Source organism: Pseudoduganella violaceinigra DSM 15887 (genome assembly GCF_000425385.1).
Classification (GTDB): Bacteria; Pseudomonadota; Gammaproteobacteria; order Burkholderiales; family Burkholderiaceae_D; genus Rugamonas; species Rugamonas violaceinigra.
This window is the reverse complement of the sequence record NZ_KE384360.1, coordinates 61,092-75,173: the sequence shown is the minus strand read 5'-3', so window position 1 is coordinate 75,173 and position 14,082 is coordinate 61,092. Positions and strand designations below refer to the sequence as shown.

Here is a 14,082-nt window from a genome sequence, read left to right as displayed (position 1 = left end):
AAGCAACTACGATACCACACTGTTAGCAAAAAATATATTCGGCAAGTTGGCGTGCGATGCGGGGTCGCGCAGGAAGTCGCTCAGCATGTCGGCATAGACCCCGGTATCGAGCTTGTGCAAAAAGGCCAGCGCGAAATAATCCGCCAGCACCTCGGCCTGTGCCTCCATATTGAAGTCGCATAGGCGCAGCTCGGGCGACACCTCGTAATCGTAGCTGAGCCCAATCCGGATGGCGCCGCGCCACATCACTGGGTAGCCAAGCTGGTACTGCCAGACATGGGCCATCTCGTGCATGAACCAGTGCTGCTCGCGCGCGCTGGCCAGCGAGAAGTCCGGGCGAAAGCGCGACAAGTGGAAATACAGTTCGCCGTTGGGCGTGATGCAGACATCTTTGTGCTGCAGGAAGGGAATGAAGCGGGTGTTGTGGACGCGCACCCGCTGGTAGTCGATCGCGCTGCCGAACACCTGCCTGGCCAGCGCGATCTCGCCCGACGTCAAAGGCCGGGCAATGACTTCCATCAGTGGCGCAGCGCGCTGGCCGCCTTGGCGATGGCGGTGATGCGGTCCCAGTCGCCGGCCTGCAGGGCGTCCTTCGGCGTCAGCCAGGAGCCGCCCACGCAGGCGACGTTCTTCAGCGACAGGAAGGCCGGCGCCGTGTCCTGCGAAATACCGCCGGTCGGGCAGAACATCACATCCGGCAGCGGGCCGGCAATCGCATTCAGCATGCCCACGCCGCCGGCGGGAACGGCCGGGAACAGCTTCAGCTGCCTGAAGCCCTGTTCGCGCGCCTTCATCACTTCCGACGGCGTCATCACGCCCGGCAGCAGCGCCAGGCCGCTCGACTTGGCGGCGCCGATCAGGGCATCGGTCAGCCCCGGCGACACGCCGAACACCGCCCCCGCATCGCGCGCGGCCGCGAATTCCTCGGGCTGGGTCAGGGTGCCGACGCCGACGATCGCGCCTTCCACCTGGCTCATGGCGCGGATCGCCGCCAGGCCGTGCTGGGTGCGCAGGGTCACTTCCAGCACGCGGATGCCGCCCGCCACCAGGGCTTTCGCCAGCGGCACGGCGTGGTCGGGGTCGTCGATCGCGATGACGGGAATCACGGCCGAGGTACGCATAATTTCAAGCAGGGTCATATATCAGGCTTTCTTGGCGAGGAAATCTTCATCGGAACCGGGCACGGTGTTGCCCACGTCGTCTTTGCCGTGCAGCGGCACGGTGGTCGGGATCGGCGAAGGCAGCGGGAAGGTAGCCGCGCCCTGCTCCGCTTCGCTCACGGTGCTGCGGAACATGGAGAACAGTTCCCGGCCCATGCCGATCTGGTTAGGCGAGAGATCGGCCTGCGCCAGCGAGCGGCCATGCCATACGTCGGAGGAGACCAGGGCGTCGAGGGTGCCGGTGGCGGCGCAGACGCGGATGATGTCGCCGTCGCGCACCAGGCCCAGCGGACCGCCAGCCAGGATTTCAGGCGACACGTGGATCGCGGCGGGCACCTTGCCCGAGGCGCCGGACATGCGGCCGTCGGTCACCAGCGCCACCTTGCGGCCGGCGTCCTGCAGGTTGGCCAGCGCCGGGGTCAGGGAGTGCAATTCCGGCATGCCGTTGGCTTTCGGGCCCTGGAAGCGGATCACGGCCACGAAGTCGCGATCGAGCTTGCCGGCCTTGTAGGCCTCCATGAAGGCTTCCTGCGAATCGAAGACCAGCGCCGGCGCTTCCACCGTCCGGTGCTCTTCCTTCACGGCGGAGACCTTCATGATGGCGCGGCCCAGGTTGCCCTGCACCAGCACCATGCCGCCATCTTTCGAGAACGGATCGGCGGCCCCGCGCAGCACTTTTTCGTCGGCGCTCTTCAGCGGCGCATCCTTGAAGACCACGCTGGTCCCATCGTCGCCCAGGAAAGGCTCGGCGCAGTGCTGGCGCAGGCCCTTGCCCAGGATGGTGTGCACATCCTCGTGCAGCAGGCCCGCATCCAGCAGCTCGCGGATCACGAACCCGGTGCCGCCGGCAGCGTGGAAGTGGTTTACGTCGGCGTCGCCGTTCGGGTAGATGCGGCACAGCAGCGGCACCACGGCGGACAGTTCGTTGAAATCGTCCCAGTCGATCACGATCCCGGCCGCCTTGGCGATCGCCACCAGGTGCAAGGTGTGGTTGGTCGAGCCGCCGGTCGCCAGCAGGCCCACCACGGCGTTGATGATAGCCTTCTCGTCGACGATATGGCCAACCGGAGTGTACGCGCTGCCCATTTCGGTAATGCGGGCCGCATGCTGGGCGGCGGCGGCGGTCAGCGCGTCGCGCAGCGGCGTACCCGGGTTGATGAAAGCGGCGCCCGGCAAGTGCAGGCCCATGATTTCCATCAGCAGCTGGTTGGAGTTGGCGGTGCCGTAGAACGTACAGGTACCGGCACCGTGGTAAGACTGGGCTTCGCCTTCCAGCAGTTCTTCGCGGGTGGCTTTGCCCTGCGCATAGCGCTGGCGGATCGCCGCCTTCTCCTTGTTCGACAGGCCGGAGGTCATCGGGCCGGCCGGCACGAATACCGCCGGCAAGTGGCCGAAGTGCAGCGCGCCGATCAGCAGGCCGGGAACGATTTTGTCGCACACGCCCAGGTACAGCACGGAGTCGAACATATTGTGGGACAGGCCCACGGCCGTCGCCATGGCAATCGCATCGCGCGAGAACAGCGACAGCTCCATGCCCGGCTGGCCCTGGGTCACGCCGTCGCACATGGCAGGCGTGCCGCCCGCAAACTGCGCCACCGCCCCGGCCTTGCGCACGGCATCCTTGATGATGGCCGGGAAGGTTTCGAACGGCTGGTGCGCCGACAGCATGTCGTTATACGCGGAGATGATCGCCACGGAAGGCTTCTTCACTTCCTTCAGCACCAGCTTGTCGTTCGCCGGGAATGCCGCAAAACCGTGCGCCAGGTTGGTGCAGGCCAGCGTGCCGCGCTGCGGACGGCCTTTGACGCGCGCCGCCTCGAGGTGGGCCAGGTAGGCGCCGCGGGACACGCGGCTGCGCTGGGTGACGCGCGCGGTGACTTTTTCCAGGACTGGATGCAACGGCATGATCGTTCCTTTTCAATGAATTTACGGAAATTTTACTACAAAATCTCCGGAAACGAGCGCCTCCAACGCGCTGAATTACGCTTCCACGCCCCTTGCAGCCTATAGCACGTTAAAAGATTTGTAGTGAATTTACCGATTTTTCTGTATAGTTAGCCACTACGATCCAACTTCACAGGACATTATGCGCTCGCCTGCCCTGACCTCCACCGCCGCTTACCAGGCCCTCGAACACCACGCCCACGACGCCCGCGACTGGCACATCCGCCAACTGTTCCAGAAGGATTCCGGCCGTTTTCCGCGCATGACGGTCGACGCGGCAGGCCTGTTCCTGGACTATTCCAAGAATCGGGCGAACGATGAAACCATCCGCCTGCTGGTGCACCTGGCCCGCACCCGCGGGGTGGCAGAGCAGCGCGACGCCATGTTTGCCGGTGAAAAGATCAATATTACCGAACGCCGCAGCGTGCTGCACACGGCCCTGCGTATGCCGCGCGGCAAGGCTTTGCATGTGGATGGCCAGGACGTGAACGGCGACGTGCACGCGGTGCTGGACCGCATCAAGGTGTTCACCGACAAGGTGCGCAACGGCGGCTGGCTGGGGCATACCGGCAAGCCGGTCACGGACGTGGTCAATATCGGCATTGGCGGTTCCGACCTGGGCCCGAAGATGGCGGTGCTGGCCCTGCGCTCCTACTGCCACCCGCGCATGAAGATGCACTTCGTCTCCAACGTGGACGGCCACGATATGGACGCGCTGCTGGCGCAGGTCAATCCCGAGACCACGCTGTTCATTGTCGCCTCCAAGACCTTCACCACGGCCGAAACCATGCTGAACGCGCAGACCGCGCGCAACTGGTTCCTGGCCAAGGGCAAGGAAGCCGACCTGCCGCGCCACTTCGTCGCCGTATCCACCAATACCGATGCGGTGCGCGCCTTCGGCATCGATCCTGAAAACATGTTCCCCTTCTGGGACTGGGTCGGCGGCCGCTATTCGGTATGGTCGGCGATCGGCCTGCCGCTCGCGCTGGCGATCGGCTTCGGCTACTTCCAGGCTTTCCTGGAAGGCGCTCACGCCATGGACGAACACTTCCGCGAAGCGCCACTGGAAGCGAATATGCCCGTGCTGCTGGCCATGATCGGCTTCTGGAACCGCCAGTTCCTCGGCGCCGGCACGCTATCCATTGCGCCCTACCACCACGACCTGAGCCGCTTCCCGGCCTACCTGCAGCAGCTCGACATGGAAAGCAACGGCAAGCGCGTGACCAAAAACGGCCAGCCGGTCGACACCCCGACCTGCCCGGTCGTCTGGGGCGAGTGCGGCACCAACGCACAGCATGCCTACTTCCAGCTGCTGCACCAGGGCACCGACACGACCCCGATCGACTTCATCGCCGCCCTGCGCGCCACGCACGACCTGCCCGGCCACCACGATGCCCTGCTGGCCAACTGCTTCGCCCAGTCGGAAGCCTTCATGAAGGGCAAAACGGAGGATGAAGTGCGCGCCGAGCTAAAAGGCGCCAACCTGCCGGCGGCGGAAATCGAAGAGCTGGTGCCGCACAAGACCTTCCCCGGCAATCGCCCCTCCAACACCATCCTGATGGACCAGTTGACGCCATCGACGCTGGGCGCCCTGATCGCGCTGTACGAGCACAAGACCTTCGTGCAGGGCGTCATCTGGAACATCGCCAGCTTCGACCAATGGGGCGTGGAACTGGGCAAGGTGCTGGCCAAGAAGATCCAGTCCGAGTTGACCGGCAAGGTCGATCCGGAAGCCCATGACAGCTCGACCAACGGCCTGATCGTCATGGCCAAGTCGGCCCAGATCGAATGAACAGCTACCAGATCGACGTCGCCTGCGACGCCACCATGACGGTGGGCGAGAGCCCGCTCTGGGTGCCCGATGAAAAAGCCCTGTACTGGGTCGATATCGAAGGCTTCGCCATCCACCGCCTGTGCAGCGCCAGCGGACGGCATGAACAATGGAAGGTCGACAGCGAAGCGTCCGCGCTGGCGCGCGCGGCAAGCGGCGGCCTGATGGTCGCGCAGCGGCGCGGCTTCTCGCACTTCGACCCGGACAGCGGCGCACTGGAACTGGTGGCGGAAGCGCCCTTCGACCAGTCCACCACCCGCTTCAACGACGGCAAGTGCGACGCCGCGGGCCGCTTCTGGTGCGGCACGATTTACGAACCGCGCGACAAGCCGGCGGCCGAAATGTATGTGCTGGAACGCGGCCAGGTCCGCAAAGTCTGGTCCGGCGGCATGGTCAACTCGAATGGCCTGGGCTTCAGCCCGGACAGCAAGACCATGTTCCACGCCGAGACGGCCAGCCACCGCGTGACGCGCTTTGCGTTCGACCTGTTGTCCGGCAGCGTCAGCGACGAGCGCGACGTGCGCCGCTTCTCCACCGACAAATCGGCAGCCGATTACGGCGGCCGCCCGGACGGCGCCGCGGTCGACAGCGAAGGCAATTACTGGGTCGCCATGTTCGAGGGCGGCCGCATCCTCAAGCTGTCGCCCCAAGGCGACCAGCTCGACGAGATCCGCCTGCCGGTGCGCTGCCCGACCATGGTAGCCTTCGGCGGCGACGACCTGCGCACCCTGTACATCACCACCGCCGGCAAGCGTCCGGCGGAAGAACTGGCAGCGCTTCCGCTGACCGGCAAATTGCTGTCGGTGCGCATGCCGGTGGCGGGGCGCATTGAACCTGCTTACGTAGACTGAAGTAAACTCTGTTTCAACTCACCTGAAGACGATTATGGCTCTCTCTGATTTCGACCTGGTTCTGTTTGGCGGCAGCGGCGACCTCGCAATGCGCAAACTGCTGCCCGCTATGTTTAGCCGCGATGTCTGCGGCGACCTGCCGCCGACTGCGCGCATCGTCTGCGTCGGCCGCCAGGAAAGCACACAGGAAGAGTTCATCAATATGGTGACCACCACTTCGCGTCCCCATATCAAGTCCGCCAAGGCCACCGATGAGAACTGGGAGCGCTTCCTGGCGCGCATCGTCTACGTATCGCTGGACGCCACCGACGCCGCCACTTACGGGCCGCTGGCCGAGTCCCTGCGCAGCGACCAGGGCGTCACCCGCGTCTACTACCTGGCGACGCCGCCAGCCTTGTTCTCGCGCATCTGCGACAACCTGAAGGACAAAGGCCTGGCCACGCCGAATTCGCGCGTGGTGCTGGAAAAACCGCTGGGCCGCGACCTGGCCTCGGCCAAGCAGATCAACGCCGAAGTGGGCAAGGTCTTCGAAGAATCGCAGATCTACCGCATCGACCACTACCTCGGCAAGGAAACCGTACAGAACCTGCTGGCCCTGCGCTTCGGTAACATCCTGTTCGAACCGCTGTGGCGCCGCGAATGGATTTCCGACGTGCAGATCACCATCGCCGAAAAACTGGGCGTGGGCAACCGCATCGGCTACTACGACACCTCCGGCGCGCTGCGCGACATGCTGCAGAACCACCTGCTGCAGTTGCTGTGTATCGTCGCCATGGAACCGCCGACTTCGATCGCCCCGGACGCAGTGCGCGACTCCAAGCTGCAGGTGCTGCGCTCCCTGAAGCGTTTCACCCCGACCACGCTGGCGCAGAACATCGTGCGCGGCCAGTACCGCGCCGGCCATGTGGAAGGCAAGGCTGTGCCGAGCTACCGCGACGAACCGGAAGCGCCGCAGAATTCCAGGACCGAGACCTTCGTCGCCATGAAAGTCGAAATCGACACCTGGCGCTGGGCCGGCGTGCCGTTCTACCTGCGCACCGGCAAACGCATGGCCGATTCGCTGGCCGAAATCGTGGTGCGCTTCAAGCAGATCCCGCACTCGATCTTCAACCAGCCGACCTCCAGCTTCCAGCCGAACTCCCTGGTGATCCGCCTGCAGCCGGACGAAGGCCTGCGCATGAACCTGATGGCCAAGACCCCGGGCGAAGGCATGCGCCTGAAACCGGCGGAGCTGGAACTGGACTTCCGCGAAACCTTCAAGATGCCGCGCATGGACGCCTACGAGCGCCTGCTGCTGGACGTGCTGCGCGGCCAATTGACCCTGTTCATGCGCGGCGACGAACTGGAAGCCGCCTGGGAATGGGTCGAACCGATTCTGAACAACTGGGAGCAGGACGACTCCACGCCGCTGCCGTACGCCTCCGGCACCTGGGGCCCGGCTGCGGCCAGCGCCCTGATCGGCCGCGACGGCCTGCAATGGCGTGAAGAAGCGTTGCCTGAAGACTGATGCTGCTCGATTCCATCCGCACCCAGCTCGACTCGCTCTCCAAATCGGAGCGCAAGGTCGCGCTGGCCGTGCTAGACAACCCGACCCGCACGGTGGGCGCCAATATCACGGCGCTGGCCAAGACGGCGCAAGTCTCCGAACCGACCGTGGTGCGCTTTTGCCGCACGCTCGGCTACGACGGCTGGCATGAGTTCAAACTGAAACTGGCGCAAGGCCTGGCGCTCGCCCTGCCCGGCCTGAACGACCAGCCGGCGCAGGACGACCTGGCCGCCGACCTGGTGAGCAAGATCTGCAGCCGCTCCATCAACACGCTGCTGGACCTGCGCAACAACCTGAACGCCGAACCGGTGCAAAAAGCGCTCGACATCCTCTCGCGGGCGCGCAAGATCGAATTCTACGGACATGGGACGTCGGGCATCGTGGCGGCGGACGCCCAGCACAAATTCTTCCGCTCGGGCGTGCCGACCGTGGCCTATGCCGACCCGGCGATCCACAGTATTTCTGCGGCCCTGCTGCATGAAGGCGACGCCGTGGTCGCGATTTCCCAGCGCGGCAACAGCCCGGCCCTGGTGCGTTCGGCAAAATTGGCAAAGGAAGGCGGCGCCGACGTGATCGTGCTGGCGCCATCGGGCACGCCGCTGGCGGAAACGGCATCGGTCCTGATCCCGATCGACCTGATTTTCAACACCGACCCGTACACCCCGATCTCGGCGCGCCTGGCCTACCTGGTGGTGATTGACGTACTGGCCGTGGGACTGGCGCTGAAACGCGGCCCCGAATTCCGCAAGAAAATGCAGAACGCGCAAAAGGCCCTGCAGGAGTTCGACATGCAGTTCGACTCCTTCATTGGTTAACATTTGAAAGCGGTGGTCAGCTCTGGCTTCTCGAGGAGATTTGCGCTTCGCGCAGCGCGAATGTCCGATTGCCAGAGCTGGCCCCGGCTTTCATTGACTTAGAGACCGTCCTTCAGCAACTTTTCCATTGCGACGCGCGAGACGTGCGGCGTATCCTTGCCGGATTCCACCTGCCACTGGCCGCCCTTCTGCAGCACGGTGTATTCGACCTGCGAGCTGCCGCCTTTGGGATGCGGTACCGCCTGCTCCATGTCCAGCCCCGCCGTCGGCGTGTAGTTGAACGTCACCACGGCCTTGCAGCGCGCGGCGTCGCAGTTCAGCGCGTCGGTTTTCCAACCGTCGACCAGGTGAACCTGCTCGAAATACCCTTCGGTATCGTTGCGCAGGCGTCCGCCGTCCAGTTCGAAGCGCAGGAATTGATCAAGTGCCGCTTGCGGCGTGGCTTCCGCGGCGTGCGCGGAAAAGGCAGCGCAAAGCGCGCCCAGAATAATGATTTTTTTCATGTCAGTATTATATGTTTCCATAATGAAATTTCTCAACATAAAAATCCGACGCACGGCTCTAAAATCCATATAATGCCTTTCATGCAAGAATCAACAATGTATGGCCGTGTACTCGGTCTTGCCAACCTGGGCTTCATGGTGCTGGATGCTGACCAGCGTATCGTTTTCTGGAACCAATGGCTAGCCAGCCGCTCCGGCATGGCGGCTTCCCGTGTGCAGGGCTTGACGTTGCTGGAGGCGTTTCCCGCCTTGTCGGGCCGGCGCATCGATCAATCGTTGCAGTCCGCCCTGGCCAACAACCTGCCGTCCGTCCTGCCGCAGAACCAGGATCGCACGCCCTTCCCCTTGTTTGCCGCGGGCACCTGGGGCGGCGAACGCATCGAACAGTCGGTCACGCTGACGCCTTTCAACGAAGGCAAGGAACGCTTCTGCCTGATCGAGGTGGCGGATGTCAGCAATACCGTCGACCGGGAACGCCAATTGCGCGGCCAGGCCGAGGCCCTGCGCGCGCAATCCTATGTGGACGGCCTGACCGGCATCGCCAACCGCCGTCACTTCGACGTGGCGCTGGACCGCGAGCTGCGCCGCGCCCAGCGCCAGGACGGCGCCCTTTCCCTGCTGCTGATGGATATCGATTCCTTTAAGGCCTACAACGACCACTTCGGCCACCAGCAGGGCGACGCCTGCCTGACCATGGTGGCCGAAGCCTTCGCGTCGCGCCTGCAGCGCCCGGCGGACCTGGCCGCGCGCTACGGCGGCGAAGAGTTTGCCGCTGTGCTGCCCGATACCACGCCCGAACAGGCGGTCCAGCATGCGGAAGTGATCCGTGCATATGTGGAATCCCTGAAATTGGCGCACGCCCCAGAAGCTGCGCATGCGCATGTCACCCTGAGCATCGGTGTCGCCAGCTTCGATAAAGAGCGCCTGAACGACGCCAGGACGCTGCTGGAAGCGGCCGACCGGGCGCTCTATGCGGCCAAGCACGCGGGCCGCAACCGCATCGTCATCGGGCAGCCCGCCTAGCCTTTGTAGAAATACGGGTCGAGCGAGGTCACTTGCGTGATCTTGTCGACCGGCAGCTTGTTCATTTCGGCGGTTTCGCGGATCGCTTCCGGCGATGGCGCTTCGTACAGGCAGTAGGTTTTACGCAAGTCCTCGCTCACATAGGAGTGGATCCAGGTGACGCCGCTGCGGGCATTGGTGCCGATCACGGCGTCGCAGGCCTTGGCGCCGTCCGCCGTCACAGGGATGTGCAAGCCTTCGGGGAAAGTGCGCTCAACAATATAGCGGGGCATAGTGGTCTCCTTCGGTTGCCGGATTGGCGGCCGGGCCGCCCATCTTCACCATAGACTATCCTGCCGCGCTGTCCAGTCAAGCCGCCAACGGTGCGCGCCGGCGCGGGCTTGCCGGTGCCAGTGCCTGCTGCAGCTGGCCGGCGATGAGCTCAGCAGTAGCGGCCGCCATGGTCCACCCCAGGTGGCCGTGGCCGGTGTTGTAAAACACGCCAGGCCGCTTGCCGGGGCCGACGCGCGGCATCAGGTCCGGCATCATCGGCCGCAGGCCCGCCCACGGCACGGCCTGGCGCGTGCTGACGCCGGGGAAGCATTGCTGCACCCAGTTCACCAGGGGCGCGATGCGCTCGGCGCGGATGTCGCGGTTGAAGCCATTGAATTCCGCCGTTCCCGCCACGCGGAAGCGGTTGGCGCCCAGGCGGCTGCAAACCAGCTTGCTGGCGTCGTCCAGCAGGCTGACCGTCGGCGCGGCCGCGCGGCTTGCTGCATCTTCCAGCATTACCGTGATCGAGTAGCCCTTCACCGGATAGACGTTGACACGGTCGCCCAGCATGGCCGCAATCTTCCGGCTGGCCGTGCCGGCGCATACCACCAGGGCATCGAAACGCTGCGCTTCCTCAATACCGTCGCGGGTGTAGAGGACCCGCGCGCCATCCTCGCCGGCGTCAAGCCGCCGCACATCGACGCCGCATGCCAGCGCCACACCGCGCGCCTGGGCCGCCTGCGCCAGACCCACCGTGAATTTGTGGATATCGCCCGTGCTGTCGCTTTCGGTGTAGAACCCGCCGTAGAACCGGCCAGCCAGGGTCGGTTCGATGGCCCGCATTTCCTGCGGCGTAACGGCGCGCTGCGTCAGGCCCCCTTGCGCCAGCAGTGTGCTCACCCGGGCAGCGTGGTCGAAGCGCGCCTTGTCGCGATAGATATGCAGGATGCCTTCCTGCCGCTGGTCGAAGTCGATGCCTTCCTCGCGCGCCCAGCCGAACAGGTGCTCGCGCGCTGCAATGGCCATCCGCGCGCCGGCAATGGTGTTCGATTCGTAGCGCGGAATCGCGGCCAGGAATTCGGCAAACCAGGACAGCTTGTGCCAGCCCGGCGTTGGGTTCACCAGCAGCGGCGCATCGCTGCGCAGCATCGATGTCAAGCCTTTGAACACGGTGCCCCAGCTGTTCCACACTTCGGCATTGGAGGCCGATAACTGGCCGCCGTTGGCGAAGGAGGTTTCCATGGCCGGATAGCGATGACGTTCGAACAGGGTGACGTGCAGGCCGCGCCGGGCCAGTGCATAAGCGGTCGTGACGCCGGTGATGCCGCCGCCGATCACTGCGATAGATTTCATGGTGGAACTGAGAGATTCACAGCCTCCTACGGTCCCCTACTGCGCCGCCACCCGTCCATGCGAGGCGGCGCCCGTTGCGCCCAGCGCACCGGCGATCAGCAGCACATACCACAACGCACCGGTACCGCCGTGCAGCGCCAGCAAGGCCGTTGCATCCGCCACCAGGGCCGCCGCGCAGCCCACCGCCATCACCAGCAGGGCGATCGAGACGGCAAAGGACATCGCGCGGAAATTGGCCACGCGCGCGCCGGTGGCAAACAGCAGGTAGCCGCTGATGCTAAACAGGGGGAACATCAGCCACAGCGAGATGCCGGCGGCCACGCCACCGATGCCCAGCTGGGCCATCACCAGCGCAGCTCCGGAGAACAGGCCCAGCGCCAGCAGCAGGGCTCCAACAATTGCCAGGATCATGGCCAACTCCTCAATACCAAAATATGAAAATACCAATACTCTCCATTGTAAACGCAACACGATGGCGCGCGCCGATTTAGTACAATAAGTCCTTTCCGTCGCCCTCTTTTTCAGGACTGCAATGAACCAGCTCGAACAGCTCAAGCAATACACTACCGTTGTTGCCGACACCGGCGATTTCCAGTCGATCAAGGCGTATGCGCCGCAAGATGCGACCACCAATCCTTCCCTGATCCTGAAGGCGGTGCAAAAGGACGAATATAAGCCGCTGCTGGAAAAGGCGGTACGCGACAACAAGAATTCCACCACCGGCGAAATCATCGACAAGCTGCTGATCGCCTTCGGCACGGAAATCCTGAAATACGTGCCGGGCCGCGTATCGACCGAAATCGACGCCGCCCTGTCCTTTGACGTGGCAGGCAATGTGGCCAGGGGCCGCGAGCTGATTTCCTTGTACGAAAAGGCCGGCATTCCGCGCGAACGCGTGCTGATCAAGATCGCCTCAACCTGGGAAGGCATCCGCGCTTCCGAGCAGCTGGAAAAGGAAGGCATCCGCACCAATATGACCCTGCTGTTCTCGCTGTGCCAGGCGATCGCCTGCGCGGAAGCGGGTTCGCAGCTGATTTCGCCGTTCGTCGGCCGCATCTACGACTGGTACAAGAAGTCGACCGGCATCGACTACCAGGGCGCGGAAGACCCGGGCGTGCAGTCGGTCAAGCGCATCTACAACTACTACCGCAAGTTCGGCTACAAGACCGAAGTGATGGGCGCCTCCTTCCGCAACACCAGCCAGATCCTGGAACTGGCCGGCTGCGACCTGCTGACCATTTCGCCGGACCTGCTGCAAAAGCTGGCCGACACCCAGGGCCCGGTCGAGCGCAAGCTGAGCCCGGCCGACTCCGGCACCGCCATGAAGATGTCGATGGACGAAAAGACCTTCCGCTTCATGCTGAACGAAGACGCGATGGCGACCGAGAAGCTGGCCGAAGGCATCCGCGCCTTCGTGGCCGACGCCAACAAACTGAAGCAGATGATCTCGGCACTGCGCTGAGCATTTCGCCGCTTCCCCCCCCCCCCCCCCGAAAAAAGGCGCTGCGGCGCCTTTTTTGTCATTTTCAGCTATACAAAACGTTACAATTAACAGTGTTATACAATTTTCGGCGCAGTCCCACCTCACAATAAGAGACGCCAATGAAACCTGTATTGCGCACACTCCCACTGGGTCTCGCCCTGTCGCTCATCCTGGCGGCCTGCGGCGATAAGAAAGACGCCAACAAGGCGGCCCCGCCCCCACCCACCGTATCGGTCGTCACCACCGCCACCGGCGCCGTCACCGTCACCAACGAGCTGCCGGGCCGCGTCGAAGCCTCGCGCATCGCCCAGGTGCGGGCGCGCACCCCGGGCATCGTGCTGCAGCGCGTGTTCAAGGAAGGCGGCGACGTCAAGGCCGGCGAGGTCCTGTTCCGCATCGATCCCGCGCAGTTCCAGGCCAATGTGGAAAGCGCCGACGCCGCCATCGCGCGCGCCGAAGCCAACCTGGCCCAGGCCGACCTGAAAGCCAAGCGCTATAAGCCGCTGCTGGCGGCGCAGGCGGTCAGCCAGCAGGAATACGACGATGCGCTGACGGCGCAAAAGCAGGCCGGCGCCGAACTGCAGTCGGCCCGCGCCGCGCGCAAGAACGCCGGGCTGACCTTGGGTTATGCCACCGTCACCGCGCCGATCTCCGGCCGCGTGGGCCGCGCCCTGGTCACCGAGGGGGCGCTGGTCGGGCAGAACGAAGCGACGCCGATGGCCACCGTGCAGCAGCTGGACCCGATCTACGTCACCATCACCCAGTCTTCCGCCGAGCTGCTGCGCCTGAAACAGACCCTGGCTGGCGGCACGCTGAAAAGCGCCGGCAAGGACCAGGCCCGCGTGACCCTGCTGACCGAGGATGGCCAGGAATACGCCAAGCCGGGCAAGCTGCTGTTCTCTGACGTTGCGGTGGACGAATCGTCCGGCGCGGTGTCGATGCGCGCCGAATTCCCGAATCCCGACCGTACCCTGCTGCCCGGCATGTATGTGCGCGCCCGCCTTGAGCAGGGCGTCAACGAAGCGGCCATCACCTTGCCGCAGCAGGCCGTGGTGCGCGGCGCGGAAGGCGCCTCGGTGCTGGTGGTCGGCGCGGACAACAAAGTGAGCTCGGTGCCGGTCAAGGCCGACGCCTCGGCGGGCGGCAAGTGGATCATCAGCTCCGGCCTGAAAGGCGGCGAACGCGTCATCGTGGAAGGCTTCCAGAAAACCAAACCGGGCGGCACGGTCAATGCGGTGCCGTGGAAAGGTCCGGCGACCGGACCGGCAGCGGCGGGCGCCGCGCCCGCCGCATCCGCTCCGGCGGCCAAGTAAAGGGGCCG

General features: G+C 64.4%; 14 protein-coding genes. 7 read left to right on the top strand and 7 right to left on the bottom strand.

Annotation, left to right across the window (positions count from 1 at the left end):
* Nucleotides 1-6: 6 nt before the first annotated feature.
* Genes H597_RS32635 through edd form a run of 3 tightly spaced genes read right to left on the bottom strand, consistent with a single transcriptional unit; the run spans nt 7 to nt 3,065 of the window.
* Nucleotides 7-519 (bottom strand): hypothetical protein, encoded by a 513-nt coding sequence (locus tag H597_RS32635; protein WP_035375336.1) that lies wholly within the window; start codon nt 517-519, stop codon nt 7-9.
* Entirely contained in the window at nt 519-1,139 is a 621-nt protein-coding gene (eda, locus tag H597_RS0126800) for a bifunctional 4-hydroxy-2-oxoglutarate aldolase/2-dehydro-3-deoxy-phosphogluconate aldolase (RefSeq protein ID WP_028104826.1), read from the bottom strand. The genes H597_RS32635 and eda overlap by 1 nt, the downstream gene beginning before the upstream one ends.
* A gap of 3 nt (nt 1,140-1,142) precedes the next feature.
* The gene (gene edd / locus H597_RS0126795) at nt 1,143-3,065 is read right to left on the bottom strand and encodes a phosphogluconate dehydratase (protein WP_028104825.1); all 1,923 of its coding nucleotides are present in this window, start codon (nt 3,063-3,065) and stop codon (nt 1,143-1,145) included.
* Between the two features lie 181 nt (nt 3,066-3,246).
* On the opposite strand from edd, the gene pgi reads away from it, so the two are divergent.
* From pgi to H597_RS0126775, 4 genes are read left to right on the top strand one after another with little or no spacing between them, the layout of a single operon-like run.
* Nucleotides 3,247-4,896, top strand: a complete 1,650-nt coding sequence (pgi, locus tag H597_RS0126790) for a glucose-6-phosphate isomerase (protein ID WP_028104824.1) — start codon at nt 3,247-3,249, stop codon at nt 4,894-4,896.
* Complete coding sequence (locus tag H597_RS0126785; protein WP_028104823.1) at nt 4,893-5,786, top strand: SMP-30/gluconolactonase/LRE family protein; 894 nt, start codon at nt 4,893-4,895, stop codon at nt 5,784-5,786. Before pgi ends, H597_RS0126785 begins: the two co-directional genes overlap by 4 nt.
* 34 nt (nt 5,787-5,820) lie before the next feature.
* Complete coding sequence (zwf, locus tag H597_RS0126780) at nt 5,821-7,293, top strand: glucose-6-phosphate dehydrogenase (RefSeq protein ID WP_028104822.1); 1,473 nt, start codon at nt 5,821-5,823, stop codon at nt 7,291-7,293.
* Nucleotides 7,293-8,147: an SIS domain-containing protein gene (locus tag H597_RS0126775; protein ID WP_028104821.1), complete on the top strand. Its 855-nt coding sequence runs from the start codon at nt 7,293-7,295 to the stop codon at nt 8,145-8,147. Before zwf ends, H597_RS0126775 begins: the two co-directional genes overlap by 1 nt.
* A gap of 98 nt (nt 8,148-8,245) precedes the next feature.
* Here H597_RS0126775 and H597_RS0126770 read toward each other — a convergent pair whose 3' ends face one another.
* Nucleotides 8,246-8,650, bottom strand: coding sequence for a hypothetical protein (locus tag H597_RS0126770; RefSeq protein ID WP_028104820.1), 405 nt, complete (start codon nt 8,648-8,650; stop codon nt 8,246-8,248).
* A 96-nt stretch (nt 8,651-8,746) separates the two neighbouring features.
* Between H597_RS0126770 and H597_RS0126765 the strand changes: the two genes are divergently transcribed.
* Nucleotides 8,747-9,673 (top strand): GGDEF domain-containing protein, encoded by a 927-nt coding sequence (locus H597_RS0126765; protein ID WP_051294140.1) that lies wholly within the window; start codon nt 8,747-8,749, stop codon nt 9,671-9,673.
* Here H597_RS0126765 and H597_RS0126760 read toward each other — a convergent pair.
* The 3 genes from H597_RS0126760 to H597_RS0126750 all read right to left on the bottom strand — a co-directional run bounded on the left by H597_RS0126760 (nt 9,670) and on the right by H597_RS0126750 (nt 11,689).
* The gene (locus tag H597_RS0126760; RefSeq protein WP_028104818.1) at nt 9,670-9,945 is read right to left on the bottom strand and encodes a DUF4242 domain-containing protein; all 276 of its coding nucleotides are present in this window, start codon (nt 9,943-9,945) and stop codon (nt 9,670-9,672) included. The two genes, H597_RS0126765 and H597_RS0126760, sit on opposite strands and share 4 nt — an antisense overlap.
* Nucleotides 9,946-10,021: 76 nt before the next feature.
* Entirely contained in the window at nt 10,022-11,278 is a 1,257-nt protein-coding gene (locus H597_RS0126755) for a D-amino acid dehydrogenase (protein WP_028104817.1), read from the bottom strand.
* Between the two features lie 36 nt (nt 11,279-11,314).
* The gene (locus H597_RS0126750) at nt 11,315-11,689 is read right to left on the bottom strand and encodes a hypothetical protein (RefSeq protein ID WP_028104816.1); all 375 of its coding nucleotides are present in this window, start codon (nt 11,687-11,689) and stop codon (nt 11,315-11,317) included.
* 121 nt (nt 11,690-11,810) lie between these two features.
* Here H597_RS0126750 and tal point away from each other — a divergent pair, with 121 nt between their 5' ends.
* Nucleotides 11,811-12,740 carry a transaldolase gene (gene tal, locus H597_RS0126745; protein WP_028104815.1) on the top strand — a complete coding sequence of 310 codons (930 nt, stop codon included), beginning with the start codon at nt 11,811-11,813 and terminating at the stop codon, nt 12,738-12,740.
* A 140-nt stretch (nt 12,741-12,880) separates the two neighbouring features.
* Nucleotides 12,881-14,074, top strand: coding sequence for an efflux RND transporter periplasmic adaptor subunit (locus tag H597_RS0126740; protein ID WP_028104814.1), 1,194 nt, complete (start codon nt 12,881-12,883; stop codon nt 14,072-14,074).
* Nucleotides 14,075-14,082 lie beyond the last annotated feature (8 nt).

Excerpts from the sequence above, each read along its gene's own strand:
- H597_RS0126775 (WP_028104821.1), top strand. The coding sequence starts at position 7,293 with ATGCTGCTCGATTCCATCCGCACCCAGCTCGACTCGCTCTCCAAATCG.
- tal (WP_028104815.1), top strand. The coding sequence starts at position 11,811 with ATGAACCAGCTCGAACAGCTCAAGCAATACACTACCGTTGTTGCCGAC.
- eda (WP_028104826.1), bottom strand. The coding sequence starts at position 1,139 with ATGACCCTGCTTGAAATTATGCGTACCTCGGCCGTGATTCCCGTCATC.
- H597_RS0126750 (WP_028104816.1), bottom strand. The coding sequence starts at position 11,689 with ATGATCCTGGCAATTGTTGGAGCCCTGCTGCTGGCGCTGGGCCTGTTC.
- pgi (WP_028104824.1), top strand. The coding sequence starts at position 3,247 with ATGCGCTCGCCTGCCCTGACCTCCACCGCCGCTTACCAGGCCCTCGAA.
- H597_RS0126770 (WP_028104820.1), bottom strand. The coding sequence starts at position 8,650 with ATGAAAAAAATCATTATTCTGGGCGCGCTTTGCGCTGCCTTTTCCGCG.
- H597_RS32635 (WP_035375336.1), bottom strand. The coding sequence starts at position 519 with ATGGAAGTCATTGCCCGGCCTTTGACGTCGGGCGAGATCGCGCTGGCC.
- H597_RS0126785 (WP_028104823.1), top strand. The coding sequence starts at position 4,893 with ATGAACAGCTACCAGATCGACGTCGCCTGCGACGCCACCATGACGGTG.
- H597_RS0126765 (WP_051294140.1), top strand. The coding sequence starts at position 8,747 with ATGTATGGCCGTGTACTCGGTCTTGCCAACCTGGGCTTCATGGTGCTG.
- H597_RS0126740 (WP_028104814.1), top strand. The coding sequence starts at position 12,881 with ATGAAACCTGTATTGCGCACACTCCCACTGGGTCTCGCCCTGTCGCTC.
- zwf (WP_028104822.1), top strand. The coding sequence starts at position 5,821 with ATGGCTCTCTCTGATTTCGACCTGGTTCTGTTTGGCGGCAGCGGCGAC.
- edd (WP_028104825.1), bottom strand. The coding sequence starts at position 3,065 with ATGCCGTTGCATCCAGTCCTGGAAAAAGTCACCGCGCGCGTCACCCAG.
- H597_RS0126755 (WP_028104817.1), bottom strand. The coding sequence starts at position 11,278 with ATGAAATCTATCGCAGTGATCGGCGGCGGCATCACCGGCGTCACGACC.
- H597_RS0126760 (WP_028104818.1), bottom strand. The coding sequence starts at position 9,945 with ATGCCCCGCTATATTGTTGAGCGCACTTTCCCCGAAGGCTTGCACATC.